General features: G+C 56.4%; 26 protein-coding genes. 11 read left to right on the top strand and 15 right to left on the bottom strand.

What is annotated here, in order from left to right:
* The first annotated feature begins 122 nt into the window (after window positions 1-122).
* Entirely contained in the window at window positions 123-1823 is a 1701-nt protein-coding gene (locus tag VFU50_04780) for a FecR family protein (protein HEU5232153.1), read from the top strand.
* A 158-nt stretch (window positions 1824-1981) separates the two neighbouring features.
* Complete coding sequence (locus VFU50_04775) at window positions 1982-3019, top strand: ankyrin repeat domain-containing protein (protein HEU5232152.1); 1038 nt, start codon at window positions 1982-1984, stop codon at window positions 3017-3019.
* A gap of 179 nt (window positions 3020-3198) precedes the next feature.
* Here VFU50_04775 and VFU50_04770 read toward each other — a convergent pair whose 3' ends face one another.
* The gene (locus VFU50_04770; protein ID HEU5232151.1) at window positions 3199-3579 is read right to left on the bottom strand and encodes a response regulator; all 381 of its coding nucleotides are present in this window, start codon (window positions 3577-3579) and stop codon (window positions 3199-3201) included.
* A gap of 151 nt (window positions 3580-3730) precedes the next feature.
* On the opposite strand from VFU50_04770, the gene VFU50_04765 reads away from it, so the two are divergent.
* The 3 genes from VFU50_04765 to VFU50_04755 all read left to right on the top strand — a co-directional run bounded on the left by VFU50_04765 (window position 3731) and on the right by VFU50_04755 (window position 6327).
* On the top strand, window positions 3731-5272 hold the full coding sequence (locus VFU50_04765) for a PAS domain S-box protein (GenBank protein ID HEU5232150.1): 1542 nt from the start codon (window positions 3731-3733) through the stop codon (window positions 5270-5272).
* 108 nt (window positions 5273-5380) lie between these two features.
* Window positions 5381-5851 carry a response regulator gene (locus tag VFU50_04760; GenBank protein HEU5232149.1) on the top strand — a complete coding sequence of 157 codons (471 nt, stop codon included), beginning with the start codon at window positions 5381-5383 and terminating at the stop codon, window positions 5849-5851.
* A gap of 2 nt (window positions 5852-5853) precedes the next feature.
* On the top strand, window positions 5854-6327 hold the full coding sequence (locus VFU50_04755; protein ID HEU5232148.1) for a response regulator: 474 nt from the start codon (window positions 5854-5856) through the stop codon (window positions 6325-6327).
* 145 nt (window positions 6328-6472) lie between these two features.
* Here VFU50_04755 and VFU50_04750 read toward each other — a convergent pair whose 3' ends face one another.
* The 5 genes from VFU50_04750 to VFU50_04730 all read right to left on the bottom strand — a co-directional run bounded on the left by VFU50_04750 (window position 6473) and on the right by VFU50_04730 (window position 10048).
* Complete coding sequence (locus VFU50_04750) at window positions 6473-7309, bottom strand: DUF2231 domain-containing protein (protein ID HEU5232147.1); 837 nt, start codon at window positions 7307-7309, stop codon at window positions 6473-6475.
* Window positions 7310-7406: 97 nt separating this feature from the next.
* Window positions 7407-7940: a DUF4142 domain-containing protein gene (locus tag VFU50_04745; protein ID HEU5232146.1), complete on the bottom strand. Its 534-nt coding sequence runs from the start codon at window positions 7938-7940 to the stop codon at window positions 7407-7409.
* A 319-nt stretch (window positions 7941-8259) separates the two neighbouring features.
* The gene (locus tag VFU50_04740) at window positions 8260-8592 is read right to left on the bottom strand and encodes a metalloregulator ArsR/SmtB family transcription factor (protein ID HEU5232145.1); all 333 of its coding nucleotides are present in this window, start codon (window positions 8590-8592) and stop codon (window positions 8260-8262) included.
* Between the two features lie 21 nt (window positions 8593-8613).
* Window positions 8614-9525, bottom strand: a complete 912-nt coding sequence (locus tag VFU50_04735; GenBank protein ID HEU5232144.1) for a PP2C family protein-serine/threonine phosphatase — start codon at window positions 9523-9525, stop codon at window positions 8614-8616.
* Between the two features lie 49 nt (window positions 9526-9574).
* Window positions 9575-10048: an SRPBCC family protein gene (locus VFU50_04730; GenBank protein HEU5232143.1), complete on the bottom strand. Its 474-nt coding sequence runs from the start codon at window positions 10046-10048 to the stop codon at window positions 9575-9577.
* Here VFU50_04730 and VFU50_04725 point away from each other — a divergent pair.
* Window positions 10018-11919 (top strand): carboxypeptidase regulatory-like domain-containing protein, encoded by a 1902-nt coding sequence (locus tag VFU50_04725; protein HEU5232142.1) that lies wholly within the window; start codon window positions 10018-10020, stop codon window positions 11917-11919. The genes VFU50_04730 and VFU50_04725 overlap by 31 nt on opposite strands.
* Before the next feature lie 255 nt (window positions 11920-12174).
* Window positions 12175-13149: a glycosyltransferase family 2 protein gene (locus VFU50_04720; GenBank protein ID HEU5232141.1), complete on the top strand. Its 975-nt coding sequence runs from the start codon at window positions 12175-12177 to the stop codon at window positions 13147-13149.
* A gap of 108 nt (window positions 13150-13257) precedes the next feature.
* Here the strand turns inward: VFU50_04720 and VFU50_04715 are convergent, their stop codons facing one another.
* On the bottom strand, window positions 13258-14292 hold the full coding sequence (locus VFU50_04715; GenBank protein ID HEU5232140.1) for an SDR family oxidoreductase: 1035 nt from the start codon (window positions 14290-14292) through the stop codon (window positions 13258-13260).
* A 200-nt stretch (window positions 14293-14492) separates the two neighbouring features.
* On the opposite strand from VFU50_04715, the gene VFU50_04710 reads away from it, so the two are divergent.
* A complete protein-coding gene (locus VFU50_04710; GenBank protein HEU5232139.1) occupies window positions 14493-15419 on the top strand; it encodes a helix-turn-helix domain-containing GNAT family N-acetyltransferase in 927 nt (308 codons plus the stop codon).
* Window positions 15420-15456: 37 nt separating this feature from the next.
* Window positions 15457-16803 carry a M20/M25/M40 family metallo-hydrolase gene (locus VFU50_04705; protein ID HEU5232138.1) on the top strand — a complete coding sequence of 449 codons (1347 nt, stop codon included), beginning with the start codon at window positions 15457-15459 and terminating at the stop codon, window positions 16801-16803.
* Window positions 16804-16949: 146 nt separating this feature from the next.
* On the opposite strand, the gene VFU50_04700 is transcribed toward VFU50_04705, so the two are convergent.
* The 8 genes from VFU50_04700 to VFU50_04665 all read right to left on the bottom strand — a co-directional run bounded on the left by VFU50_04700 (window position 16950) and on the right by VFU50_04665 (window position 24260).
* Complete coding sequence (locus tag VFU50_04700; protein ID HEU5232137.1) at window positions 16950-17486, bottom strand: GtrA family protein; 537 nt, start codon at window positions 17484-17486, stop codon at window positions 16950-16952.
* A 15-nt stretch (window positions 17487-17501) separates the two neighbouring features.
* On the bottom strand, window positions 17502-19490 hold the full coding sequence (locus VFU50_04695) for a TolC family protein (protein ID HEU5232136.1): 1989 nt from the start codon (window positions 19488-19490) through the stop codon (window positions 17502-17504).
* 146 nt (window positions 19491-19636) lie between these two features.
* Window positions 19637-20107 (bottom strand): hypothetical protein, encoded by a 471-nt coding sequence (locus VFU50_04690; GenBank protein ID HEU5232135.1) that lies wholly within the window; start codon window positions 20105-20107, stop codon window positions 19637-19639.
* Complete coding sequence (locus tag VFU50_04685) at window positions 20104-21018, bottom strand: hypothetical protein (GenBank protein ID HEU5232134.1); 915 nt, start codon at window positions 21016-21018, stop codon at window positions 20104-20106. Before VFU50_04685 ends, VFU50_04690 begins: the two co-directional genes overlap by 4 nt.
* Before the next feature lie 91 nt (window positions 21019-21109).
* Window positions 21110-22174 (bottom strand): LacI family DNA-binding transcriptional regulator, encoded by a 1065-nt coding sequence (locus VFU50_04680; GenBank protein HEU5232133.1) that lies wholly within the window; start codon window positions 22172-22174, stop codon window positions 21110-21112.
* Window positions 22175-22370: 196 nt separating this feature from the next.
* Window positions 22371-22718: an STAS domain-containing protein gene (locus VFU50_04675; protein HEU5232132.1), complete on the bottom strand. Its 348-nt coding sequence runs from the start codon at window positions 22716-22718 to the stop codon at window positions 22371-22373.
* Entirely contained in the window at window positions 22715-23161 is a 447-nt protein-coding gene (locus VFU50_04670; protein HEU5232131.1) for an ATP-binding protein, read from the bottom strand. The genes VFU50_04675 and VFU50_04670 overlap by 4 nt, the downstream gene beginning before the upstream one ends.
* A gap of 265 nt (window positions 23162-23426) precedes the next feature.
* On the bottom strand, window positions 23427-24260 hold the full coding sequence (locus VFU50_04665; GenBank protein HEU5232130.1) for an ABC transporter permease: 834 nt from the start codon (window positions 24258-24260) through the stop codon (window positions 23427-23429).
* A gap of 208 nt (window positions 24261-24468) precedes the next feature.
* Here VFU50_04665 and VFU50_04660 point away from each other — a divergent pair, with 208 nt between their 5' ends.
* Both VFU50_04660 and VFU50_04655 read left to right on the top strand, forming a co-directional pair.
* Complete coding sequence (locus tag VFU50_04660) at window positions 24469-24981, top strand: helix-turn-helix transcriptional regulator (protein HEU5232129.1); 513 nt, start codon at window positions 24469-24471, stop codon at window positions 24979-24981.
* Entirely contained in the window at window positions 24978-25568 is a 591-nt protein-coding gene (locus VFU50_04655; GenBank protein ID HEU5232128.1) for an NfeD family protein, read from the top strand. Before VFU50_04660 ends, VFU50_04655 begins: the two co-directional genes overlap by 4 nt.
* Window positions 25569-25577 lie beyond the last annotated feature (9 nt).

Below are 25577 nucleotides of genomic sequence, written 5' to 3'. Positions count from 1 at the left end.
CTGGCCATCCGGCCATCTCCGATCCACCGCCTACCAGCCGCGGTTCTGTGTGGACGCAATAAAGGCGCAACTCTTGTGTTCTGCGCGTGGTCTAATATGAGTAAGAAGATACGGAGCCAGCTATGTCCATTACGGCACTGCGCTCGTCCTACCTCAGGTCGGTTCTTCGGCCCCTGGTTTTTGTCTCGCTTGCGTTCCTGTTTGCGCTGCCACTTCTTGCCGATTCGCACGTGCGCATCGTGCGTCTGAGCTTAGTTGATGGTGATGTTCAACTCGACAAGGGGGATGGACGCGGGTTCGGCACCGCCTACGTCAACATGCCGATCGTGCATCAATCGAAGCTCTGGGCCCGCGATGGACAGGCTGAGGTTGAACTGGAAGACGGAAGTTCCATCCGACTCACGCCCGACACGATCGTCGCCTTCAACGATCTGAGTCTCGACAACAACGGCGGACGCAACACCTCGGTGGAGCTGCAGCAAGGCACAGCGTACTTCGATATTCGCTATCACGATTCTGACCACTTCCAGCTCGACTTCGGACGCAATCGCGTTTCGCTGGATAGGTCCGCCCGCTTTCGCGTGAACGTAGATAAGCACGACTTTGACGTGGCGGTTCTAAGCGGCGAGATCGAAGTGGAGAATGCCTCGAACGCCGAAGTCGCCGTCAAGAAGGGTGAGACCATTCGCCTCGACGGCGACGATCCCGATCGTTATTACCTGGCCAAAGGCGTCGATGCCGAGAACTATGATCAGTGGGACAACGCCCGCGCCAAGTGGCACGATGAAGCAGTCGCGTCGAATTCGTACCAAAATGGGAATGTAGTCTACGGCTCCGACCTCGGCCAGTATGGAAATTACTTCTATGTACCCGGCTACGGCTACATGTGGCGTCCTTACTCGGTCGGTCTCGGCTGGGATCCGTTTGCCGATGGCTACTGGATTTCCTATCCCGGCTTTGGCTACACCTTCGTGTCCGGATATCCGTGGGGATGGGCGCCGTACCGCTATGGTTCGTGGCAGTACGTAAACGGTTATGGGTGGTGTTGGAGCCGAGGTTCAAATTGGAACAATTGGCAGACGGTTCCGCCGGTTTACAACGTTCCGCCGCACTATCGTCCGCCAATGCCTCCTCATCATCATGGATCGCCGGTAATGGTCGTTGACAACGGTAGGGTTATGCCCGTGCCGCATCGGCACATGATTGTCGACAACGACGCGATCGAGCATCATCGTCCAATCGCTGCGAAAGTCACAACAGCCAATGGTGAAGTTGTGCAGCAGGGAAGCGGTCGACCTGCAGAAGGTTTTGTCGGACGTCCAGGCTTTACTTCTGCCGCACCGGTAGCCGGTGTGACTATCGCACCGACGCCGCGAGTCGCCGGGCCTCGCTTTGGCAATCCACGATGGGGTGATGGCGAGCGTGTTCCTCGCCAGGCGCAGATTCCTGCGGCGCAAGCTCCGCCGGGGATGAGCGTGGTTTCGCCTCGGCCGACGCCTGCTGCTGTTCCCGCGGCTGCTGCGCCGCGTCCTCTGCCAACTCCGCCGGTGCGAATGGCTCCCGCTGTAAACAACGACAGGCCGATGCCAAGTCCCAGAACGGAACCGCGCTCCTCTCCGGCGCCGATTCGCATGGGGGGCGGCATGAGTTCCGGGGCTGTCATGTCACGTCCTTCGATGTCGTCCGCGGGAGGCGGAATGCGGATGTCAGCTCCGTCCATGGGCGGCGGTGGCGGCATGCGCGGCGGCGGTGGAGGCGGTGGAGGCGGTGGCATGCACGCTGGTGGGGGCGGAGGCGGCTCTTCGCACGGCAGTCATCGTTAGTGTCGTAGTCGCCGTTTGCGGCAATCAATAGTTTTGGTGCGGAGTTATTGTGACTCCGCACGTTCCTTTTTTGAAACCGCTTCCGAAATCGGAACATTATTCTTTCGCATTGGGTCTTTCTGCCAATCAACGCTCCGTAGAGAATACAATCATCACCCATGCACGCTGGTTCCGCAGTGCTGGAAGCACTTGGTGGAGAAGAGGGTTGCAGACGGCTGTCGGTGGCGTTCTATGCGCGTGTTGGCAGAGATCCAGTTCTGCGTCCGTTCTTCCCCGGTAAGAGCCTGCGGTGCGCGATCGAAGAGTTCTCTGCATTCCTGATTCAATTCCTGGGAGGAGATGAAAACGAATCTCAGTTCCGATGGTGGCTGAGCTTGCGCGAATCGCATGCGCGGTTCCAAATCGGGCCGGAAGCGCGACACGCCTGGTTGAAGAATATGGAAGCCACGCTTGATGCCGCCCCGATGAATAACGCGACGAGAACTGCTCTTCGTAACTTTTTCTTGCACAGTTCCGCATATGTCATTGGGAGTGAGGACGGCGAGCCAGATCATGAGGAGTTGGCTGCGCGATGGAGCGAGCAGCGGGCTTTGGATCGCCTTATTGCCGCCATTGTGGCCGGCCAAGATGATGAAGCGCTAGCTCTCGCGCCGCAATTTGCTTCCCGTCCCTCGGTATTTGTGGGCGTACTCGCACGGATGATCGAATCCGGTCGTGCGAGGTTGATTCGCTTCGTCATCGATGCTGCGGAGAGCAATCCTTCTCTTGCGACGCAGCGTTTTAATAAGGGAACTCTTTTGCATTTCGCAGCCGCTGCGGGATGCCTGGAAGTGGTGGCTTCACTCCTACGGCTTGGTGTCGACCCAAATCTTCACGGTCGCGGCGACCATACGCCGCTGTACTGTGTCGCGAACGAATGCGGATCAGAAACGGGCGCGGATATAGTGCGTGCGTTGGTGCAAGGCGGCGCCGACGTCAACGCGGATGGGGGCGTAACGCGCGCAACAGCTCTTCACATGGCCGCCAGACGAGGACACGTGGAGATCGCACGCGCTTTGCTCGATGCGGGCGCCGCCGTGGATGTCCGCGATCGCAAAGGCGACACGCCCTTGCAGCGCGCAATCAAGTGCCGCAAGCACGCAGTCGCACAATTGCTACGGGAGCGCGGGGCAGAGAATCGGCAAGCGTTGCGCTAACTCGCCATCGGCCGGTCCATTCCCAGTTTGGGAGATTTCGTGGAATCCCGCCTGAAGAAGATGCCTTCCATGAGCAAACATTGGCGCTACTGGAGAGTTCAATCCAAGCAAATGGAACGTTTTCTGACGACGACAGACGGCCGGGAGCCAAGCGAGTGAAGATGGAATCGAAGATTCGCCTACTGCCTGGACTGAGAAAGAGTCACTGCGGCCGAAACTGTCTTGAGCAGCTTTTCCGGCTCACCTTTTGGGACGAATCCACTTCCGTAGGCCTTCGCCTCCTCCGGCATAAAAGGAAGGTCGGAGAGCACGATTATGGGAGTGCTTGGGAACTTTGCACGAACAAGCTCGGCAATATTGGTTGCGGTCAGTTCACTTGACAGGCGGAAATCCAGAAGCACGACATCCACGTTTACGTGCGCAGGATCGGGGAGGTTAACGGAAGTGCTTCCAACCAGCGCCTGCACAACGGCAAACGAACCGCGTTCCAGAATCCATGTGTACAGCTTGAGCTGCGACGGGTCGTCGTCGATCAGCAGGATGGTGGGCACGACTTTCATGCAGAGTTCCAGTGTAACAGAATAGTTACAGGGCTGACGGCAAAGGCGAAAATTCCGTCTCAGTAAGGCAGTGCGGTGCATCTAACCGTGTTCACAGCCACAGGACGGGCTTGCGACCGTGCAAGCTGATAAATTGTCCTGTTCCGTCCATATGTCATCGCGCCTTTCAGCCGCTTCCGTTTTTAAAGCGCACAATCTGAGTTCAGACGAACTGTTCCGCCTGCTCGTCGAGAACATCGTCGATTACGCGATATTCGTGCTCGATCCCGAGGGTTACATCGTCTCCTGGAACAAGGGCGCGGAGCGACTGAAAGGATATAAGCGCGACGAGATCATTGGCCAGCACTTCAGCATCTTCTACACTCCCGCCGATCTTGCCGCCGACAAACCCAAATTGGAACTTCGCACCGCGAAAAAAGAAGGACATTTAGAGGAGGAAGGCTGGCGACTGCGCAAGGACGGCTCGCGTTTCTGGGCCAACGTGCTCATCACGAGCATTCTCGACGAGCAGGGCAATCTCATCGGTTACGGAAAGATCACGCGCGATCTGACCGAAAAACGTCTCTCAGAGCTGCGCTACCGACTGCTCGTCGAGGGAGTTCAGGACTACGCGATTTTTTCCATGGACCCGAACGGTGTTGTCACTTCCTGGAATCTCGGAGCTGAGCGCATCAAGGGCTATAAGCCTGACGAGATCATCGGCAAACACTTCTCGACGTTCTACACGCCGGAAGACCGTGCCAACGGTCTTCCCAAAAAAGTACTCCATACCGCTGCTACGGAAGGGCATTTCGCAGGCGAGGGCTGGCGCGTCCGCAAAGACGGCACGCGTTTTTGGGCCAACGTCGTAGTTACGGCTGTGCGCGATGACGAAGGCACGCTGTACGGATTCTCGAAAGTTACGCGTGACATGTCGGAACGAAAACGCCTGCTCGACACCATCCAACGTCACTCGCACGAGCTTGAACGCCGTATTCAGGAGCGCGAGGAGACGAACGCAGAACTCGAAGCATTCGCCTACTCGGTTTCCCATGATCTGCGCGCGCCTTTACGCGCCATCGGCGGCTTTGCCGAAGCGATGCGCGAAGATTGTGCCGCCAATCTCGATGAGCGTGGCCTCGACTACCTGAACGAAATCACCAATGCGGCTTCGAGAATGAATATCCTCGTTCAGGATCTCCTGGACTACGGTCGCGTGAGCCGGGTCGACATCACGCTGAATACAGTCAACCTCGGCGAAGCCGTGCAGCAGGCCGCCAAGCAACTCGGGGAAGAACAGCATGGATCGCTTTCGGTCGATGTGCCGGCGGGGCTCTTCGTACAAGCGCATCAGCCCATGCTCGTGCAGGTAATCTTCAATCTGTTCACCAACGCTTTCAAATTTCACGAGAAGAACTCGGTCCCGAACGTTCGCGTCTCTGCTGAGCAGCGCGATGGGCGTGTCCGCCTGAGTGTCCGCGACAACGGGATCGGCATCGCTCCCCAGCATCAGGAGCGCATCTGGCACGTGTTCGAGAGACTCCACGAACGTGAGGCTTATCCTGGCACCGGCATCGGTCTGGCGATCGTGAAGCGGGCTGTCGGACGCATGCAGGGAACCTGCGGTGTGGAGTCGGATTCAGGAAAAGGCAGTACGTTCTGGTTTGAGCTTCCCGCAGCACACAAAGAAACCCCAGAGAGCAATTCCGAGTAGCCGAACGCCTGTATCTCTTGTCGATGAGGACAACCGTTCTCGTCTCCATCGGCTCACACCTTCTGGCGACAAATACAACAAAGGAATTGAATGGCTAAAAGGAACTGAATGGCTAAAGGACCAGTTCTGCTCGTCGAAGATGATCCCTCTGATGCCCGGTTGATTCAACGTGCCTTCGGTAAGCTGGATGCGACGCTTGCCATGATTCGTCTCACCAATGGCGACGATGTCGTCTCCTATCTTTCGGGAGAAAAACCGTACGACAATCGCACGACGCATCCACTGCCTTGCATTGTTCTGCTCGATATCAAATTGCCGCGCCGTTCGGGTTTTGAAGTCTTGCAGTGGTTACGGCGGCAACCCACCGCGCTCAATCGGCTTCCTGTAGTAATGTTGACGTCTTCAAGGCACTCGGTGGACATCAACCGAGCCTATGACCTCGGCGCAAATTCCTATTTATCCAAGCCCGAGACCGCTTCTCAGTTGGAGCAATTAGCCACACGCTTTCAGAGCTACTGGCTGGGAATAAACGAATCTCCCGATCTACTTGGGAACGCAGCAAAACTGAATCGCTCATAACCATGCCCGACCGTACCTTGCCAACCATCCTGCTGATAGAGGACGAAGCTTCCGACGCAACTCTGTTGCGTCGCGGTTTCGAGAAAGCTGCGGTGCGCAATCCCATCGTTCACCTCAGAGATGGAGACGAGGCGCTTGCTTACCTGGCAGGAGTCGGACAATACAACGATCGCACAAAGCATCCCTTGCCAGTACTCATCCTTCTCGACCTCAAGCTGCCGGGGATGACTGGCCTGCAGCTCCTCCAATGGCTGCGAACGCAAAAAGAAATTCGGCGAATTCCCGTTGTGGTACTTACCATGGACGACAGTGCCAGCACGGTAAATGCAGCCTATGATCTCGGCGCCAATTCCTACCTCGTGAAGCCAGGTGATCCCGAACAAATCGGAAAGATCGTTGAGGCCATCCAGCGTTACTGGATCGAACTGAATGAGGCCCCTCCGCTTGTGGTAGGTGCAAAGCATTACGGGACGTAATCCACCCGCATCGCAGCCCCTTAGACCATATTGGAGTTGGAGCCATGCTGCTTCAGATCGCAGGAAGAGAATCGCCTTCATGAATCAGCCGCTCTCGCGAACATAGCGTGCGGCAATACTGTCTGCGCGGCTTAAACGTGGAGCATCACTTTCCGAAGACCATCATCCCGCCCAAACTTCCCTGGTACACGAGCGCAAGTACTGCGACGAGCGCGCAGAAAAGGTATGCCAAAGTGGGAGGAACACCGCGTTTGTGAATACTCCAGCGCCATATTGCGAGGATGATGAACAGCACAGCGGCTGCCGTTCCCAGCCACTGGTGTACAGTGATCAGCCTTGCCGGCAGCGCTGAACCGGCGGCGTGTTTCCACCACCATCCCGCCGCAGCAGTGAATGGCGTGATCACGGCGGCATAGAGTACCAGCCACCACGCTGCATTGTGCAGGCTCTGCCGTCGAAAGATAAGTCCGAGCACATCGCTCAGTAAAGCGAGTGGCAGCAGAGCCGCTGTGAAGTTGACGAGAATTGGATGGAACTGCTCAGGAGACCTCGGAGGAGACCACTTGAGCGTGGCAGCACCTTCTCCGTGGGTGCTTGCTTCGTTAGCGTGACTGCCTTCCTGCCCCGCCGCTTGCACGATCAGCTCCGCTGCCATGTTCGGGTGTGGGCGGCAATGGTAGCCAATGGTTCCTTCGTGTTCGACGACTGTCTGCCATGATGAGCCGGGATTGATCAGTCCCGAATCGAAACTTCCATTATTGGCAGTAACGGTGTGGGCAAAAATATCTTCGTTTTTCCACTGCACTGTGTCCCCTGGCTTAACAGTCAATTGCTGGGGATCGAAGTGCATCTGTTTGATGATGACAATGTGCTGCGCGCTTGCGGACTGGGAGGATTGTGCGCGCAGAGGTACTGCAGAGAAGACAGCTACCGCCACGGCGGTCAGGATAAGTCCCCAGATCTGTAGTCGTGGCGGTGCCATAGGGTATGTGCTCACATCGTGCAATTGTGGTCTGCACGCGTTCGACATCGCTGTTGATTGTTCTCGCAAACAGACATCGAGACGAATAAGTGGCGGATTAGCTTCCGCCTAGAGATTTCTGCAATTGCTGTGCGTGTTCCAGATGTCCCTGCAGGAGAGGAGCCGCACCTTCCAGCGCCGATTTGAGTTCCGCGTTTTTCGCGTTTGGGATCAGCGTGTTCTTTGCGGCGTCGATGACCGCCTGGTGAAACGCGACCTCATGAGAAGCATATTCCTGATCGAATGCCTTGCCGTGCAGGCCCGACAGCTTCTTGGTCTCTTGCGCAGCCTGCTGTTTCAGTTGCTTCGACGTGGCGCTCGGTTGCTGAGTTACTCCGAGCTTCTTCGCCAGGTCACTTACTGATTTTTCCAAATTCGTGTGATCGGAAATCATCTGGTTGGCGAATTCTTTCACCTGCGGGTCCTTGGTTTTCTTGAGTGCGAGCTTCGCCTGATTGATATCAATCTGGTTGGCTGTCTGCACAATGCCTACGATTTGAGGATCGCTGGGCGCTTGTGCGTATGCCGCAAGGGCTCCTGCTCCCAAGAGCACCGCGGATGTAATAGCGGCTGCAAAACGAGTTTTCTTCATATTCGAGTGTTCTCTCCTTATCGAGAATGCCTGACAGGCTGGCAGCCAATGGGTTGCATATAAGAGAGTCGCAAGCGGATAAAAGGTTACATCCAGGTTTTGTCAAGAAAGTGATGGCGCAAGAAGGCACTTGGTGACTGACCATCGCGAGCAGGGTGCCCGCGCATCGCTCTGCGCTTGTGTCAGGAGACGCGCATCTCGCCGGCGTCAAAGATTTTGCAATTCCCATCTTGAGTCGGCGTCAGGTTAGACTGGATGCTACGCAGTCTCTAATTCGGCTACCAGCTTAGGCGTGTGACTCGGTGTGGGGATCGTCGGGTCAATCTTCTTTGGATTCGGCAAGCATAGCTCCCAACCGATCCAGCCGCCGCTCCCATGCCGAACGATGCTCGTTGATCCACTGTTCCATTGCATCAAATCCAGCAGAATTGAGGCTGGCAGTGCGTACCCGGCCTAGCTTTTCGGTGCGCACCAATCCGCTTTCTTCAAGCAATTGGAGATGCTGGCCGACGGCGGTCAGCGTGATATTCAGCGGTTCGGCCAATGCCGAAACCGTATGAGGTCTTTCTGCGAGCTTCTCGATGATTGCGCGACGCGTCGGGTCGCCCAGAGCTTCGAAGATCCGCGCGATTTGTATATGTGCTTTTGCCATCGTCAATTCAGGGCAGCAGGCTCATTCTCGCGAGAGTTCGTCGGCCAAATCATCGAGCAAGCGGCTCCACATGGATTCCAACACGGCGGTATTCTTTACCGATTCCCGTTCTGGCACGGGAACATTCGGTTGAGGGCCGCCAAATTCGTTGTCTCGGATTTTCAACAGCAAAACGGTTTCGTCATCGTGCTGCTTTCCGCAAGGCGAGAGTTGTGCATACACGAGTTCTGCGAGACCGGACAGCGGAGCGTCAGCATTGTTGCGCAGCAGCCTGGCAATTCGGTCGAGTCCCAAATCCGGATCAGGGTCATCGCCTCTCTCCAGAACGCCGTCGGTCACAAGCGCGAAAATGTCTCCCGGTTCGCAGGGAATCGCGGTGCTCGTGTATCCGTCACTCGCCAGCAGGCCGAGTGGTAATTGAGAGACGCAGTATCGCAGCACTTCTCCGGTGGCATGCCGGTAGTGAAGCAAGGGAACGTGCCCGGCAGAGATGTACTCAACATTGCCGCTGCCATTGAAGCGCAGCGCCGCGAACGTCGCGTACATATTCGACTCTTTGACTACGGGCAGCACACGGTTGATATCGTCGAGCAGTTTCGTGAGTGGCTGGCCTAACAGCAATCCATAGCGAACCGCGGTCTTCACCATTCCCATCAGCACACCCGCACGGAAGCCATGCCCGGAGACATCGGCCACGTAAGCGGTGAGATCGTTTTCGCTCGCCACCAGGTCCATCAGATCTCCACCGACATCGTCTTTTGGTAGGCTGCGTCCATAAGCTTCGAGCTGCGCTCCAGAATGAGAGAGTGGAGGAACAAGGGTGCTCTGCATCTGGCTGCCAACGGAATCTGTCTTCCGCCGACCCGGGCTCAGAGCCTCGCCGGAGAAGATTCCTAATTCGGGAATCACGATCATCTTCGGAATGGTGTTCACTGTCAGCCTCCATGCGTTAATAAAATCTGTCCGTGAGGTTGTGGTTTGCTCAGCGCGTCATCTCTGCAGCGAGACTATCCAACAGTCCGCGCCAGCCGGCCTCGATCATCTTCGGGCCGTCCGGCCATTCGATGTATGTGCCCTGATGAGTGCAGACGAGATCCGTGCCCTGCCGGCTGCCTAGAAACTCGAACGTGATCAGGGATGCGGAGATGCGCTTATCGTTTAGGTCCATGGTCGATGCGGTCACGATGCGCTGGTTAGGAGCGATGTCCTGAAAGCGTCCTTCGTTAGTGATGTACATGCCGGCAATCGGCGTTCCTTCGCTCATGCGATACCGCAAACGCTCAGTCCCGCCAAGGCGAAAGTCCATGGCGTACTCCTCGATCTTGTGTCCCTCACCCTCAGCGAACCAGCGGCGCTTCTTGGTTGCATCGGCAAAGGCGGCGAAGACCTTGTCGGGAGCCTTTGGAAAACTTCTATCGAGAACAAATGTGCTGTGAACTGCAGAGGCCTGTTGCACTGGAATCCTCCTTCAATACTCAAGTAACAACTTCAGTATTGACTAGCGGCAACAGATTGTCAAGTAGAAACTTCAGTATTTATTTCCACGCGTCTGGCGGCTATAAAATTGCCTTCGAGGCACGAAGGGATGAGAGGAAGGTAGCGTCCTCTTCGACCGGCGGTCCGTATCGCACGATGAGGCAAATGCTAGCTGTAAACAAATTCATATTCATTGCTGTTTTGTATGGATTTTTGTGCGCAAGTTGCATCGGGCAGGATCAGTCTTCGGCGTTGTCTGCGAGTGTGGCAAAGAGTAATGCACCCAAGGGGCAGATCTCAGGGCAGGTGCTCGATTCGAGCACCGGACAGCCACTTAGGAAAGCGTGGGTCACAGCGCGGCAGAGCGAGCGGGGCGGTCGAAACGGGTCTACGACTGTGACCGACGCGCAGGGCAGCTTTTTACTGAAAGATCTCGAAGCTGGGCGATACATCTTGTCGGTCCAGCGCAACGGCTATGTCAGCCAGGTATATGGGCAAAAGTCCGCCGGAGAGCAGGGCACTACGATCTCGTTGAGCGCCGGCCAGAATTTGACCGATATCGTCTTCCGCCTGATTCAAGGCGGCGTGATCACGGGGCGTGTGGTCGATGAAGATTCCGAGCCTCTGGCTCATGCTCAGGTGCAGGCGCTGCAATTCCGCTACATGCAGGGACGGCGACGGTTGGTTCCCGTCGGCGGCGCCAATAGCGACGATCGCGGAGAGTATCGAATTTTCGGAATTCGTCCGGGACAGGTATACGTGCGCGCCACGTTGCGCGGCTTTGGATTCGTCGCTCCCGGCGAGTCGATGGATCCTTCGGCTCCGTCAGAAACCACCGCATATCCTCCTGTTTTTTATCCAAATGTTCTGGATGCCAGTCAGGCAGCGCCTCTCACCGTTCGCGGCGGCGATGAACTGCACGTTGATTTCTCCATGAGCCCGCAGCGCTCGTATTCGGTAAGTGGGAGAGTTGTCGGAGGATTGCAGGGAAGCTCGGGACGTGGGACATGGCTCATGCTCATGAAACACGGTGAAGGCATGTTCGCTTTTGGTCCTGGGCTCAACACAACGACGCGCGAAGACAATACTTTCACCTTCAAGCAGGTGTTGCCGGGTTCGTACGACCTGATTGCGCAGCAGCAGGAGGATAAGAATTCAGCCAGCGCGCGGGTTGCAATCGATATCCGCGAAGGCGATGTGCAAGGAGTAGTCGTCTCGCTGTCTCCAAAAGTCGACGTTACTGGTCACATTAGCTTCGATACGAGCCCGACACCGAAGCTCACCGGGATCAACATCGCGCTCTCGCCTCAGGACACGCAGGACTTCATGCGCGGAGCTTACGGCCAAGTAAAAGATGATGGCTCGTTTACGCTGCAGGCTGCTCCTGATGAGCGCTATCGTATTGCGGCCTATGGGCTGCCGCCCGGCACGTATCTCAAGTCGGCGTCGGCAGGCCGCGATGACGTGCTGGACAGAGGCTACAGCCCGGCAAGCAGCCGCAGCCTCGATCTGGTCTTTGGCACAGGAGCTAAGCTGACTGGCACCATCAACACACCGGATGGCAAAGGCGAGCCGGGAGTGACAGTGCTGGTCGCACCTGATCGCAAGCTCGCTGGGCTCGCCGATGAGTTCCGCACGGCAACAACCGACCAAAATGGGAAATACCAGCTCCAGGGACTCCGGCCTGGAAGTTATCGCGTGTATGCCTTCGAGCACATCGATCCCGGCGCGTACGAGGACGAGACTTGGCTAAACGGCTTCGCCGATCTGGCGCAAACGGTCCGATTATCAGAAGGAGGGCAGGAGAATCTGGATTTGAAGCCGATTCCGGCGGGGCAGGACGCGCAATAAAGCAGGCAATAGGCGATACGCAATAGGCGAAAAACAGTACCCGGTAGATTGCACTCTGGGCCGTGGAAAGTGCGCAAGACAGCATCGTTTCGGTGGAGTGCCTCCGACATGATTTGAAGGACTAGAGCCTCCGAAGAGAGGCCTTCGCCTACAAGCCCAGTGCTTACTGCCTATTGCGTATTGCGTGTTTTCTCGCTCGTAATCACCCTCAAGGCGATGTAGACTATCGCTTCTCCCCGCTATAATCTGATGACCATGCCCAAGTACTCCATCGTTGTCCCTTTTCACAATGAACAGGAGAACGTGACCGTTCTCTACGACCGCCTGAAAGGGGTGATGGAGGCCAATTCCGACAGCTTTGAACTGGTCTTCGTGGACGATGGAAGCTCTGATTTGACCTTCCATTTGTTGAGCGAAATTGCTGCTATCGACAGCCGCGTTACAGTCGTGAAGCTACGCCGCAATTTTGGACAGACCTCGGCTTTGGCAGCGGGTTTCGACCATGCCACCGGTGAGTACGTCATCGCGATGGACGGCGATCTGCAGCACGATCCCAATGACATCCCGGCGTTTCTCGAGAAAATCGGAGAGGGCTACGACATCGTCAGCGGATGGCGCAAGGAGCGCATCGACAACTTTGTGATGCGACGCTTTCCGTCCCGCTGTGCTAATTGGCTCATGGCCAAGCTGAGCGGCGTCGATATCCACGACTTCGGCACCACGTTCAAGGCTTACCGCCGCGAGATCATCAATCAGGTACCGCTCTATGGCGAGCTGCATCGGTTTATTCCCGCGCTGGCATCGTGGTATGGCGCCTCGATCTGCGAAATCCCAATTCGGAACATCAATCGCGAGCGCGGAGCCTCCCATTACGGGATTTCCCGCACCTTCCGTGTCTTCTTTGACCTGATTACGATTCGCTTTCTGCTCCGCTACCTGTCGCGTCCGCTGCATTTCTTTGGGACGTTCGGAGCGGCGGGCATTTTCTCAGGATCGGGAATCGCTCTTTGGCTCGTCCTCGAAAAGCTGCTGCACAACAGCAACGTAATGGACGACCACGGTCCATTGCTCGTCTTTGCTGCAGTGCTGATTGTTGCGGGAGTTCAGCTCCTTGCACTCGGTCTATTAGGCGAGATGCAGGTACGCCACTTCCATGAGCCCGCTCGCCGCGCACCGTATTCCGTCGATCGAGTCCTGCGGTCGCATACGGGCGAGACGGTGAATGACTAATTCGGCAATAAGCGGTAGGCGATAAACGAGTCTGTCACCAGCTTAGCTTTTGCTCATTGCTTACTGCCTATTGCCTACTGCCTATTGCCTACTTCGTTCTGCTCCTTCTCAGGCGGCCAATTTCTCTTTGACCGTCTCAACCACCTCAGCCGCTTTCTCCTTATTTGTGATCAAAGCCACGGCTGCTCCTGCTGCTACCAAGCCGAGGCCAATCCAGCGGCGATTCAGATCTAGAGTGAGCTGCCAGCTTCGTTTGTGGGCGCGCGTGTCGAAGTCACCATGCGCTCCGTGATCGCCCGGCAGCGGCTGCCACAGATTGTTTGGCCGATTCGGATCAGCTGCGCCGTCGTACTGTTGCGAGTCGAAGCCGGTCTTGCCCAGGTAGCGGTCGAGAATTCCCGGAATGAACTTTTGTCCGGTGATGGCGGCGACCGTCGGAGCGCCGACCCAGATCTCGCGGCGTGGGTGCCCGGCAGCATAGACGATAGCTTCCGCTGCGACTTCTGGTTCAAAGATTGGAGGTACGGGCTGCGGTTTGCGCGGCAGGCGGCTCTTTACCCAACTGAATTGCGGAGTGTTGAGCGCGGGCATATGAACGACAGTGAGTCGGACCTTGCTCTTGTTATGCACAAGTTCGCAGCGGAGTGAGTCAGTAAAACCAACGATTCCGTGCTTGGCGCCGCAATAGGCGGCTTGCAGCGGGATGCTGCGATAGGCCAGAGCTGACCCGACCTGAACGATCGTGCCGCGATTGCGCTGGTGCATGCGGCGTAGCGCCGACATGGTGCCGTACACGTAGCCCAGATAGGTAACCTCGGTCACACGCTTGAACTCCTCTGCTGTCATCTCGATAAAAGGAGAGAAGACGGAGACCATCGCGACATTCACCCAGACGTCAATCGGACCGAGTTCCGATTCGGTCCTCTCGGCCGCTTCTTCTATTGCATTGGCGTCAGCGACATCGATGGGCAGCACCAGAGCGCGACGTCCGTACGATTCGACTTCGCGACGGGCGCCTTCGAGACCATCGTGTCCGCGGGCAATCAGCGCGACGTTTGCGCCTTTTTTTGCGAACAAACGAACGGCAGCGCGTCCTGCTCCAGCCGACGCGCCAGTCACAACCACAACTTTAGGGAATGCCATGAGTGCTCCAGGAAAAGAATCTGGCCGGCAGGCCTGCATGCTTAGAAGGTGGCGTGAGGGAACAAGATGCAACCTTAGAGAGCGGAATCGGGCTGTCGATTCATTGCTGCACCAACATCCGAACAGGAGGAGAGCGCCCAGCTTCCGGGTAGGAAACGGATTAGTTGACAGGGTCAACTATTGCAGCCGATAGTATTGGAATGGCAAGGACAGTGCTTGAACAGCGTGTACAAGCTGTACGCCAATTCAGCCGCTTCTACACACGCCAACTCGGCGTCCTCAACGAGAAACTGCTAGGCAGCAAATACTCGCTCACCGAGGTGCGAGTCCTCTTCGAATTGGCGCAGCGGGAAAGCTGCAGAGCTAAGGACATCGGCCAGGATCTTGGGCTCGATGCCGGTTATCTGAGCCGCATCGTGAACCGATTTGTCCGCACCAGGCTGGTAACGCGCGAGCGCTCCGAGGTCGATGCCAGAAACATGCTGCTTCGACTTACTACAAAAGGGCGAGCGGTCTTCACCTCTCTCGACAGGCAATCGAGTCAGCAAGTTGCTGAAATGCTAACCGCCCTACCCGAAGCTAAGCAGAAGAAGCTCGTGAACGCCCTGCATCAGGCAGAAGAAGCGTTTGCCGCTGAAAAGACCGCAGAGCTTGTAGTGCTCCGACCGCATCGGCCCGGAGACATCGGCTGGGTCATCCACCGGCATGGAGCTCTTTATGCCGAGGAATATGGGTGGGATGAAAGCTTCGAGGCGTTAGTAGCCGAAGTCGCCGCTCAGTTCATCAAGAACTTTGATCCCACTCGCGAACGTTGTTTGATCGCCGAACTGGACGGCGAAGCCGTCGGCTCGATTTTTCTCGTTAAGTACACGGAGGAGATTGCCAAGCTCAGACTGCTGCTGGTCGAACCGCTCGCGAGAGGGTTCGGTGTCGGTCGCAAGCTGATTCGGGAGTGCATCGATTTCGCGCGACAAAGCGGATACAAGAAAGTGACCCTCTGGACGCAGAGCTGTCTTCTTGCAGCAAGGAAGCTTTATCGCGAAGTGGGATTCAAGCTGGTGAAAGAGGAGCCGCAGAGCGCATTTGGAGCAGATCTTGTGAGCGAAATCTGGGAACTGGAGCTGTGAAGTCAAGCTCCAGAATCCGTTTGATATCATTCGCGGCGTGAAACCTGTTCATCTGCTCATCGTCGCTCTTCTCTTTTCTGTCACCGCCCGAACACAAACTGCGAATCTCAGTCCGATTGAACAAAAGATGGTTCAAACGATCGATGCGGACAAACAACCGTCGATCGATCTGCTCCGGCAATTAGTCGAAATCAATAGCGGCACTAAAAACCTTGAAGGCGTGCGTGCGGTCGGGAAAGTCCTGATGCCGCGCTTTGAAGCGCTGGGCTTCAAAGTGCGATGGGTCCCGATGGATGAAGTTCAGCGCGCCGGTACTCTGGTTGCCGAGCATCCTTGTCCTGAATCGGGAAAGTGCGGCAAACGCGTGCTACTGGTCGGGCACATGGATACGGTTTTTGAGAAAGACAGCCCCTTCCAGCACTTCCAAATGATCGACGACCATACCGCCTCCGGTCCGGGCACCGATGACATGAAGGGTGGTCTGGTCGTGATGCTGTCAGCGCTGAAAGCGCTCAAGGACTCCGGCGCGCTTGATCATGCCGGTATCAAAGTTGTCCTCAGCGGCGATGAAGAAGCTGCCGGGCATCCGCTGGAGATCGCTCGCCGCGAGATGATCCATGCGGCAAAGAACAGCGACGCGGGTCTGGAATTTGAAGCCACCGCTCGCGTGGACGGCGTCTATTACGGCAGCACAAGCCGGCGGGGAAGCATCACCTGGAGGATCGAAGCGAACGGCAGAACAGGTCATTCCTCCGGAGTCTTTGGTCCCGAAATGGGATACGGCGCGATCTACGAGCTCACGCGCATTCTCGACTCCTTCCGTACCCAGCTTCCCGAGCAGTATCTGACTTACAACGTAGGCCTGATTGTCGGAGGCACGACCGCGCAGGTAAACGCGCAGGAGACCGGGGGCGAGGCAACGGGCAAACCGAACATCGTTTCTCCCACGGCGATTGCGATTGGCGATCTTCGCTGCATTTCGAACGAGCAGGTGGAGCGAGTAGAAGGCAGGATGCGCTCGATTGTTGCCCAGCATCTGGCTAAAACAGATGCGACCATCAACTTCTATGAAGCATACCCAGCGCAAGCGCCGACGCCGGGAAACAAGGCGCTTCTCAAGTTACTCAACCAAGTGAACCGATCGCTGGGGCAGCCGGACATGCCAGAGCTCGATCCCCTCAAGCGCGGCGCTGGCGATAGCGCGTTCGTCGCGCAGCATATTCCTACACTGGCGGGTGTGGGCTCATCTGGTTCTGGAGACCATTCGGCTGACGAGAAGATCGACCTCAATTCGTTGCCTATTAACAGCAAACGTGCGGCATTGCTCATCTATCGCTTGGGCCAATTGCCTCCGGGTGGAAATCTGGTTGATCAGGTGAGGTAAACGGAACGTCGTCGGTAGATTGCTGGGGCAGCCGCGTGTGTTGCGGCTGCGCTTCTTCAGGAGTGCATGCGGGATGGTTTCGTTCGGAGCTGGCTATTCGGCCATCTCCGACCCACCGGCTACCGCCGGCGGTTCTGTTGCTGTTTTTAATGCTTTCTGTGGGCGAAGACCCAGAACTTGTATCCCAAAAAGTTGAACGCCAGGGAAACCGCCGTTCCCACCAGCGCCGCTAGTGACGGCCACCATTTTGGCTCGATTCCCGAAAAAGGACGCGTGTAGGTCGCCACGTACCACGAACTGCCCACGTTCACAACAGCTCCGAGCACACTCACGAACAAGAACTGAGAGCCTTCCAGCATTGGGTTCTTGGTTTCTACTCGTTTGAATGTCCATGAGCGATTCATGAAGTAACTGTTCACTACCGCGCAGACGAATGCCACTGTTTTGAAGAGCGCAAACATTGCTCCTCGCTGTCCCGTGTGAGTAATGAAGATGAGCAGGTTGAGGATGGCGAGGTCGACGACGGTGTTGATGGCGCCGACGACGCCAAAACGCACGATTTGGGTGCGCAGGGACGCCTTCGCTGATGCGGAAGGAGGTGGTTCGTCTATCGTAAGCAAGCCCGAAGAGAAACTAGCCTGATTGTGGCCCATTCGTCGTTGATCGTGGTTTGGCTGTGTCATTGTATCCGATGCTATCTACTCTCCCTTGGGCTGCGGGACAACTCCGGTCTGCTGCGGCTGGAATGCCGGCACCGGCTGGGTGAGGATGTCGTTTCCGCGCACCGCATACGGAGAATGCGGCATGTGAGTCACGTTTCCGGTCTCAGCATCTTGAATATTGACGCCGAGCGTCTCCAGCGTGCGGCCCGTCACGATATCGAGTTGGAGCTTGGAAGATTCATACGCAGACATCGCATTCACAAGATTCGATTCCGCTGTAGAAACGTTGCTCATCTGTGTGAGAACGTTATACGTAGTGCTCAGGCCTTGAGCCAATTTCTTCTGCTCGGCATCCAGGCTTTGAGTCGCAAATTCACGGGCTTTCAACGCCGAATCCACAGCCGCACGATTCTGCTGGACCGCGAACTGCGCATTGCGGACGTCGATCGCGATCGTGTTCTCCAGTTGCTGGAGCCGCACCTCCGCTTGCCGGTACTCGAGTTCGGAGCGAATCTGGTCTGCCTGAGCGGCGCGGTTCCGAATTGGGATGTTGACGCTCACCCCCGCGAAATACGTAGGATGGCCACTGGTCGCGCTGAGGGCATCGAAGTACCCCCCATTGTTTGGCAGGCTGGGCGTTCCTGTCGCGGTGAAATTTGGATTTAAGGCGCCTGCGAGCCCGGTGCCTCCGTAGTTTGCGACCAGATCTACTGTCGGCAGAAGCGCGTTGCGCGCTGCGCGTTTACTGATGCTACGGTTACTCAGATCGATTCGCGCCTGCGCCAGTTCGGGACGATGCTGCAGGGCTTCGTTGACCAGGTCCTGTGTAGGAACCACCGGTTCTGAAGAAGGCAATTGGATCCGATCTGTGGGAATGACGCCTGCATTCGCGAGCACCGGATCATTTTCGTTGCGCGTAATTGCGTTCTTCATCAGCAGCTGCTGCAGTTGCAAGTTCGTCTGCGACGTAATCAGCGCCTGCTGGCTTGCAGCTTCTTGCGCCTGAGCATTCACAATCTCAATTTGCGCGATCGTGCCTGCCTGTACCTGCTTGCGATTATTCGCCTCAAGCTGCTGGGCGGAAGCGAGTGCCCGCTCTTTGGCTTTCTCGTCCTCATACGCAGTTACGAGACTCCAATAGAGGGTTTCGATTTGCGTAACCGTGAAGATCACTTGCTGGCGAAAAGCTTCGTCGGCGATCTCACGATTGTTGCTGGCTATGGTGATGAAACGCCGATTAGATGCCAGGCTCATGCCTTCAAGCAGATGCTGCCGAGCCTGGATCAGGAAATTGGAATTCAGCTGCGGCACGAGAAACGTGCGTGTGCTGTTCGACGTCACGCGCGAATTGTTGAACGTCACATTAAGCAGGGTGCCGGTTGAGAAGCCTTGCTGATATCCGAAATTCTCTTCGCCGGTACCCTGTAGCAGTGAAGGAACGCCGCTGATGACTGTATTCGACTGCGGCGTGTTGGTGTGCTGATAGCCCAGAGTCGAAGTGAGGAGAGGGTCGAAGGAATCGATCGGCGGTCCAACGCCGAGTGTCGATGAAACCAGACCTCCGGTTCCAGTGCCTGCTCCGCCGGCAGCGGCGACAGTGCCTCCGGCGCCCCCACCTGCCGTGCCGCCGCCAATGCCGGCGACACCTGCCCCCGGCGTCCCCTGCACGATTCCCGTATTTACGCCGCGAGCGTTTGCTCCTGACTTGGTCCGAAGGATGTCGGTGTCGGCAATTGGTAGATTGTAGCGGGCAATCACCAGGTCGAGATTGTTCTCGAGCGCCAACGTGATGGCGTCGTCGAGAGACAACATGATGTTCCCATTCTGAACCAGTGTGTTAATTCGCGCGGAGTTAGTGAGACTTGGCTCGGCTACATGGTGGGCTTTATAGGGAGCCAATACAGTTGGAAAATACGAAGCGCCGGTGGTGTAGTCACCGGCATGCTGCTCTTGAGAGTACAGGCCGCTCCAACTCGCACACACAATCGCAACGATGGAAGAAAATCGAACGATTAACCGATGCATGATCATGGTCCTCCGGGGAAAACAAAGGCTGACAACAGTCCTTCGCATTCTGCAATGCAGACGCAGGAATTCGCAACGAAGCGAAACTCACAGACTATCGAAGCCAGGGCAGGGAAGACGTTAAGGTTTGTGATATGGCGCGCGATTCAGCTCGTGGAACCAGCAGCCGAATTGGACCGAACGAGCCCGAACGCATTTCGTACGCGCGTGCGGCTGAAATAGGCGAGGATCAGGATGAGGAAGCAGAAACGCAAGATGCCGAGCACCAGCAGTACAGGTGGAAGATGACGAAACATGCGGGCAAAGAGGCTGACGTCCAACACAAAGGACAGCACCACGAAAGCGCAGGTCACAAACCACGCCCAACGCTGCAGCTTCCACAGCGCGATGCCGACCCAGCAGCAGAACACCGCCATTACCACGAAGTAGGTGGTTACGATTCCGGGAAAATCGAGCAGCAGCGTCGGTCCCAATTCGGCAGACGGGGTAGCGTTTTCGATAAAGCCGATCACCGACAATCGAGCGAACAACCACGCCATCAGCAGAGCCGTATATCCGGTAGCGCCAAGAAAATAGAAGAACGCGATAATGCTCACGCCCGCAGGACGCCGCTTCACTGGTGCTGAACCTCCCCTACAGAAATGATCTTTGATTCTGTGCGGAACTTCTTGTAATCGCTGAACACGGCGTCGATGTCGAGCCGGATCGGCTTCACGAGCGCCACGCGCGCATCGAAGACAATATGCGCATGAAGAGGCAACCATACCTCGTTGTTAACCAGCGTTTGTTCGATTTCAATATGGGAACCTGGATGCAGGCGCAGCAGAAAGCCTCCCCAGGTGATGGTGTCGATTACGTCGGCATCCATCCTGAGCCACTGGAACTCCGTTTTGTCGATCCATAGCTTCGGGCGCAGCTTTGGCAAGACTCGCGCCGCGTTGAGATTCGGCCGGAAGTCCGGGCGCGGTTCGCCGCTGATCACATATGCGGCACGCCCATTCAAGGTCTCTTCGCCGACGATGCGGAAATCGTATGCGTTCGGCACTTCGAGCAGAAACTCGTGCTCTTCGCGATGTCGCTTTTCAAAATCCGCCAGGCGTTTCTGGTGTTCAGACGGAGTTTCGGTGCGACGCTTGGCCATCGTGTCGTTTAACTTCGTCTCGACCTTGCGCGCCTCGGCGTCCGAGAGCGGCTGATCGTTGCGTTTGATGAGGTGAGCGTAAGGTTGATCGTACAGGAAGATGATCTCTTCGGTCTCAGATTTGTTCGATTTGACGCTGCCATCGGCGTTCAGTTCTCGCTGCTCGATGCGCTGGATGAAGGTGTAGTTCTTTTCCTGCTCCCAATTCGAAACATCGCGCTGCATAGCGCGGCGCACGATCTCCTTCGCCGCTGGAGCAGGCGCAGGAGACGGAGTAGGTTGCGGTGATCGGCGGCTGTGAGATTTTTGCGAAAAACAGGCGAGAGAAAATGCAGCGATGAAAACGAGAGCACCGGCGCGATAGGAATTCCTGAAGTTCCAACTCATCACAGATGGATTGCTCTCGCTCGGATTGCATCATAAACGTAAATCACAGGAGGCGCAGAATCCGATTGGTCATGTCCGGCAGTGTTTTGCATCAATCGCCGGTGTGCTTGGGTGGCCCGCAGGAATCGCGGACCACGAGTTCCGTGGCCAGCAGCACCGGAGTCACATTCTTCGCTCGCTTCTCCAGGTGATCGATCAGCAGACGTGCTGCGACGGTGCCAAGCTCACGCGCTGGTTGGCGAACTACGGTCAGCCGAGGACGCAACAGCGTTGACCAATAGAAATCGTCAAAGCCCAGCAAACTGATTTGATCGGGACACGCGAGCCCGAGTTCCTGAATCGCCGCAAGCGCACCTAACGCCATCATGTTGTTGGTGCAGAAAATCGCGGTCGGGCGCGGCGTCCCCTCGAGCAACTGCATGGCATGATGATGTCCACTATCCATGTCGTTATGGCCGGAGTGGATCAGCGAGCGCTCTTGCTTGATCTTCGCGCTCCGCATCGCCTGCAGAAAGCCTTTCAAGCGATCGGCGGAAGTTCCGCTGGACGTATCTCCGGAGATGATGCCGATTTTTCTGTGTCCAAGACTCAGCAGATATCGTGTGGCTTTATCCGCCGCCAGAGTGTTGTCAACCCCGACGCGGCCAATTGCGCTGTCCCCCGCGACTGGGTAGCGATCGGCATAGACAACCGGAAGAGTTCCCAATATGGGCTTGAGTCTCTTAGCAACCGCTTCCATTGCCGGCACGCGTATGATTCCGTCTACACGCCGACGATGAAACGAGTCGAGGTAATTTCGTTCTTCCTCCCAGCTTTCGCGAGAATCGCCGATGAGTATGGTGTACCCCACTGACGCGGAATAGTCCTTTGCTCCGCGCACCAGATCGACGTAGAAGTTGTTCGAAAGATCGGGAACGACGATGGCAATGGAGTGCGTTTTTTGCAGCCGCAGCCCGCGTGCCAGATCGTTCGGCCGATATTTCAGTTCTTTGATTGCCTCTTCAATACGGCGGCGCGTCTCTGCGCTGACATAATCGGAGTTGTTCAGGGCAGCGGAGATTGTCGAGACCGATGCACCGGCAGCTTTCGCTACTTCGCGAATAGTTACATGATGCTTCGCGTTCCTTCGCTTCGTTCTCAGGCTCCTGCGGGGCATGGGTGTGCTGGAAGCATAGTATCTGCAGATTAGACGCTGTGAAAGAAGGGGAACTTCCTTTTCAACCAGGGTAGATCAGCGAAATGTAATCCCATCGCGAGTGCGGCAAAGAGAATGCTGTAGAGGAGGGAGTAGAAGAGCGTGAGTCTCCCCGCCAATCGATTGAGGCAGGCGGGGAGTAACTCAAAATAAGCGCCTACTTCGTGAAGGCCTTAATGGCAGAGGCCTCATCGTCTTTCACGTCGAAGACGGTGTAGAGCTTCGTAATCTGCAGCAGGTCATGAACCTTCTTCGTCAAGTTGAGCAGCTTGAGCTCGCCGCCCTGGTTGCGGACCGTGGTGAAGGCGCTCACCAATTCGCCGATGCCGGAGCTGTCGATGTAGGTCACGTCACCCAGGTTGAGCAGAATCTTCTTTTCGCCTTTGCCGAGCAGCTCGCGGATCTGGTCGCGCAGCATGACGCTACCTTCGCCGAGGGTGATACGTCCGCTGAGATCCATGATGGTCACGCCGTCAACGCGACGGCTGTTTGATTTCATTGTCACTGTCGTCCCTCCGAGGCCCCCTCTGTGGAATGGCCGGTATGTTTTATCAGCGTAATTTCTGTTCCAGGCTCCAGGTTGCGGAACCGCACCTCGTCCATGAATGAGCGAATTAAGAAGATGCCACGCCCCGATTGCTTCAGCAGGTTCTCTTCGGCCAGCGGGTCGGGGATGTCTTCCTCTCGCAGTCCGCGTCCCTGATCGGCAATCGTGATTACGAGCGCATCGCCCGTGTTCTCAAAAGACACCATCATCTTCTTCTTCGGATCATAAGCGTTGCCGTGAAGCACGGCGTTTACCGCGGCCTCACGCACAGCCATGGCAATCCGATGGCAATCTTCGTCATCAAAAGGCATCTTCGACGCCAATTTTTCGGCTGTCTGTTCTGCCTTATTTACGCTGTCGAGTGTGGAATCCAGCGTGTATGAGACCCGTTCTAAGGTCATGAATTGCTTTTCCGAAGCGACAGTATAGCTCCCCGCAAAACCCCGAATTGCATGGAAAGACGCCCGTTGAATGGGAATCGGTAGTTTGCCTGTCGTAGCGAAGAAATGTCAATGGATGTTCTGCGCGATGGCTTGCTGCAATGCTATCCGGAAAAGTAGGCTTGCTCCGACGGTCAGTCTTGATTTTCCCGGCATTCGCGGGAATCACTATGTCGTTGGTGTTACCGCGTATATCGAACTACTGGTTACAAGGCGGTTAGTTGCTTCAGAAGCCCGCCTCAATCCTCGACCGCGGATCGAGATAATCGCGAAGAGCGTCGCCGATGAAGTTGAAGGAAAGCACTGCCAGCATGACGGCAGCAGCAGGAAAGAGCACGAGGTGTGGCGCATCGAATAAGTGCGACCGGCCGTCGTTGAGCATCGATCCCCAACTCGCAGTAGGAGGAGGAACGCCCAGGCCGAGAAAGCTCATCGTGGCCTCGGCGAGAACAGCCCCGGCCATTCCAATCGCAGCTTGGACGATTACAGGCTGAATTATGTTAGGAAGAATGTGACGCGTGATTACACGCCAGTCACTCGCTCCCAGCGCGCGCGCCGCCTCTACAAATTCTCGCTCTCGCACTGCCAACACTTGCGCACGGACTAAGCGCGCGTAGCCGACCCATCCTCCGATGGAGAGCGCAAGGATCAAGTTGAAAATCCCCGGACCAAGAAACGCCACGAACGCAATCGCCAGCAGAATCCCAGGGAACGACAGAAACGCATTCATCACGATGACGTTGAAGAATCGATCGACGCGCCCACCATAATACCCGGCGATCGATCCGAAGATGAGTCCCAGCAGTAAAGAGCCGACCACCACGCTTACCCCGACGAGCATGGAAATGCGCGCGCCGTAGATTACGCGAGAAAAAATATCGCGGCCGAGTTCATCTGTACCAAACCAGTGTGCCCGCGTTGGTGCTTCGAGTCGTGTAGCCAAATCGAGTTGCGCAGGATTGCGCGGCGCGATCAATGGCGCAAACAGCGCGAAGATTACGAACAAGCAGACGAGCGCCACGCCGAAAGCCGCTAGTCGGTTGCGGAGCAGTGCGCGCATGGCAAGAGTTTCAATTTAACCATGGAGACACGGAATCACGAAGAACGGAAACCGGGTGCTCTGTGGCCGTGTGTCTACGTGGTGAATAGGGCGTGTTTTCAAATACATAACCCAATACAAAAAATTCAGAAGCAACCCTCTTGACGTCTATCGCAATCAGTAATACTCTTATGGCGATTTGCAATAGAACCAACGGAAGAGTTTGGGAATGAAGTTGGGCGAGAAAATCCGGTACCTGCGCGAGGTCGAGGGCAGCATTCGAGGGCTCGATCGCGAGCTGACACAGCAGGAAGTTGTGCGCGCGATTAAGAAAGAGCTGGGAACGAGTATCAGTCAATCGTATCTTTCCCAAATCGAGAAAGGTGCACGGCCGCATCTGACCAACACCACGCGCATGTTGCTGGCCAGGTTCTTCAAGGTGCATCCCGGATATCTGGTGGACGATCCCGAGGGTTATCACACCGAGCTGATTTCGGATGTCCGCACCTTGGAAGAGCGGCTGGACCTGTGGCTGATCGCCGGAGCGGAACGCTTTCGCCGCGATCCGCAGATGAAGCACGCGCTCCTGCTGCTGGCGAAGCACGCAGATTCGCGCGGGTGCCTGGTGTTGCTGGGAGCAATTCTCGAGACGCCGGGACTAGCGGAACGCCTACTCCAAGTGCTGAAGCCGGAAACGGGCGCAAAGGCGAACGGCAGCGCGAAAGCGGAGGAGGTCTTATGAATTGGGAGCTCTTCTATCTGATCTGTTTCATTGTGGGATTCGTCTTCAGCACGCTTTCGTTTTTGACGGGCACGCTGCACGTTCATCTGCCGATTAAGGGTCAAGTGCATGTTGGGCACGGCGGAATGCATGGATTCGCATCATTCTTCAATTCGTTCACGCTCATGGCGTTTCTGACCTGGTTTGGCGGCATGGGTTATCTGCTGACACGCTATTCCAGCTTGTGGACGGGATTGGCGCTGATACTCGCCACCATCGCTGGTTTGGTTGGAGCCGCAATTGTGTTTTGGTTCCTTGCACGCGTACTGCTGAAGCACGACGTCGGCATCGACGCCGCCGAGTACGACATGATCGGCGTTCTTGGGCGCGTGAGCAGTTCGATCCGCAGCCAGGGCACCGGCGAGATCGTCTTCGAGCAAGTGGGGACCCGCCGAAGTTGCGGCGCCCGTACCGAAGACGGGTCTCCGATCGCGAAAGGGACCGAAGTTGTAGTGACGCGCTACGAGCGGGGCATCGCTTACGTGCGCGCATGGGATGAGATTTCCGGCGAGGCTGAGGCCAGCGCCGGGGAAGCAAGCAAGTTGTAGGCGGTTCCG

This window comes from Terriglobales bacterium (genome assembly GCA_035764005.1).
GTDB lineage: Bacteria > Acidobacteriota > Terriglobia > Terriglobales > Acidobacteriaceae > Gp1-AA112.
The sequence above is the reverse complement of the archived record's forward strand: the minus strand, read 5'-3'. Positions and strand labels throughout refer to the sequence as shown.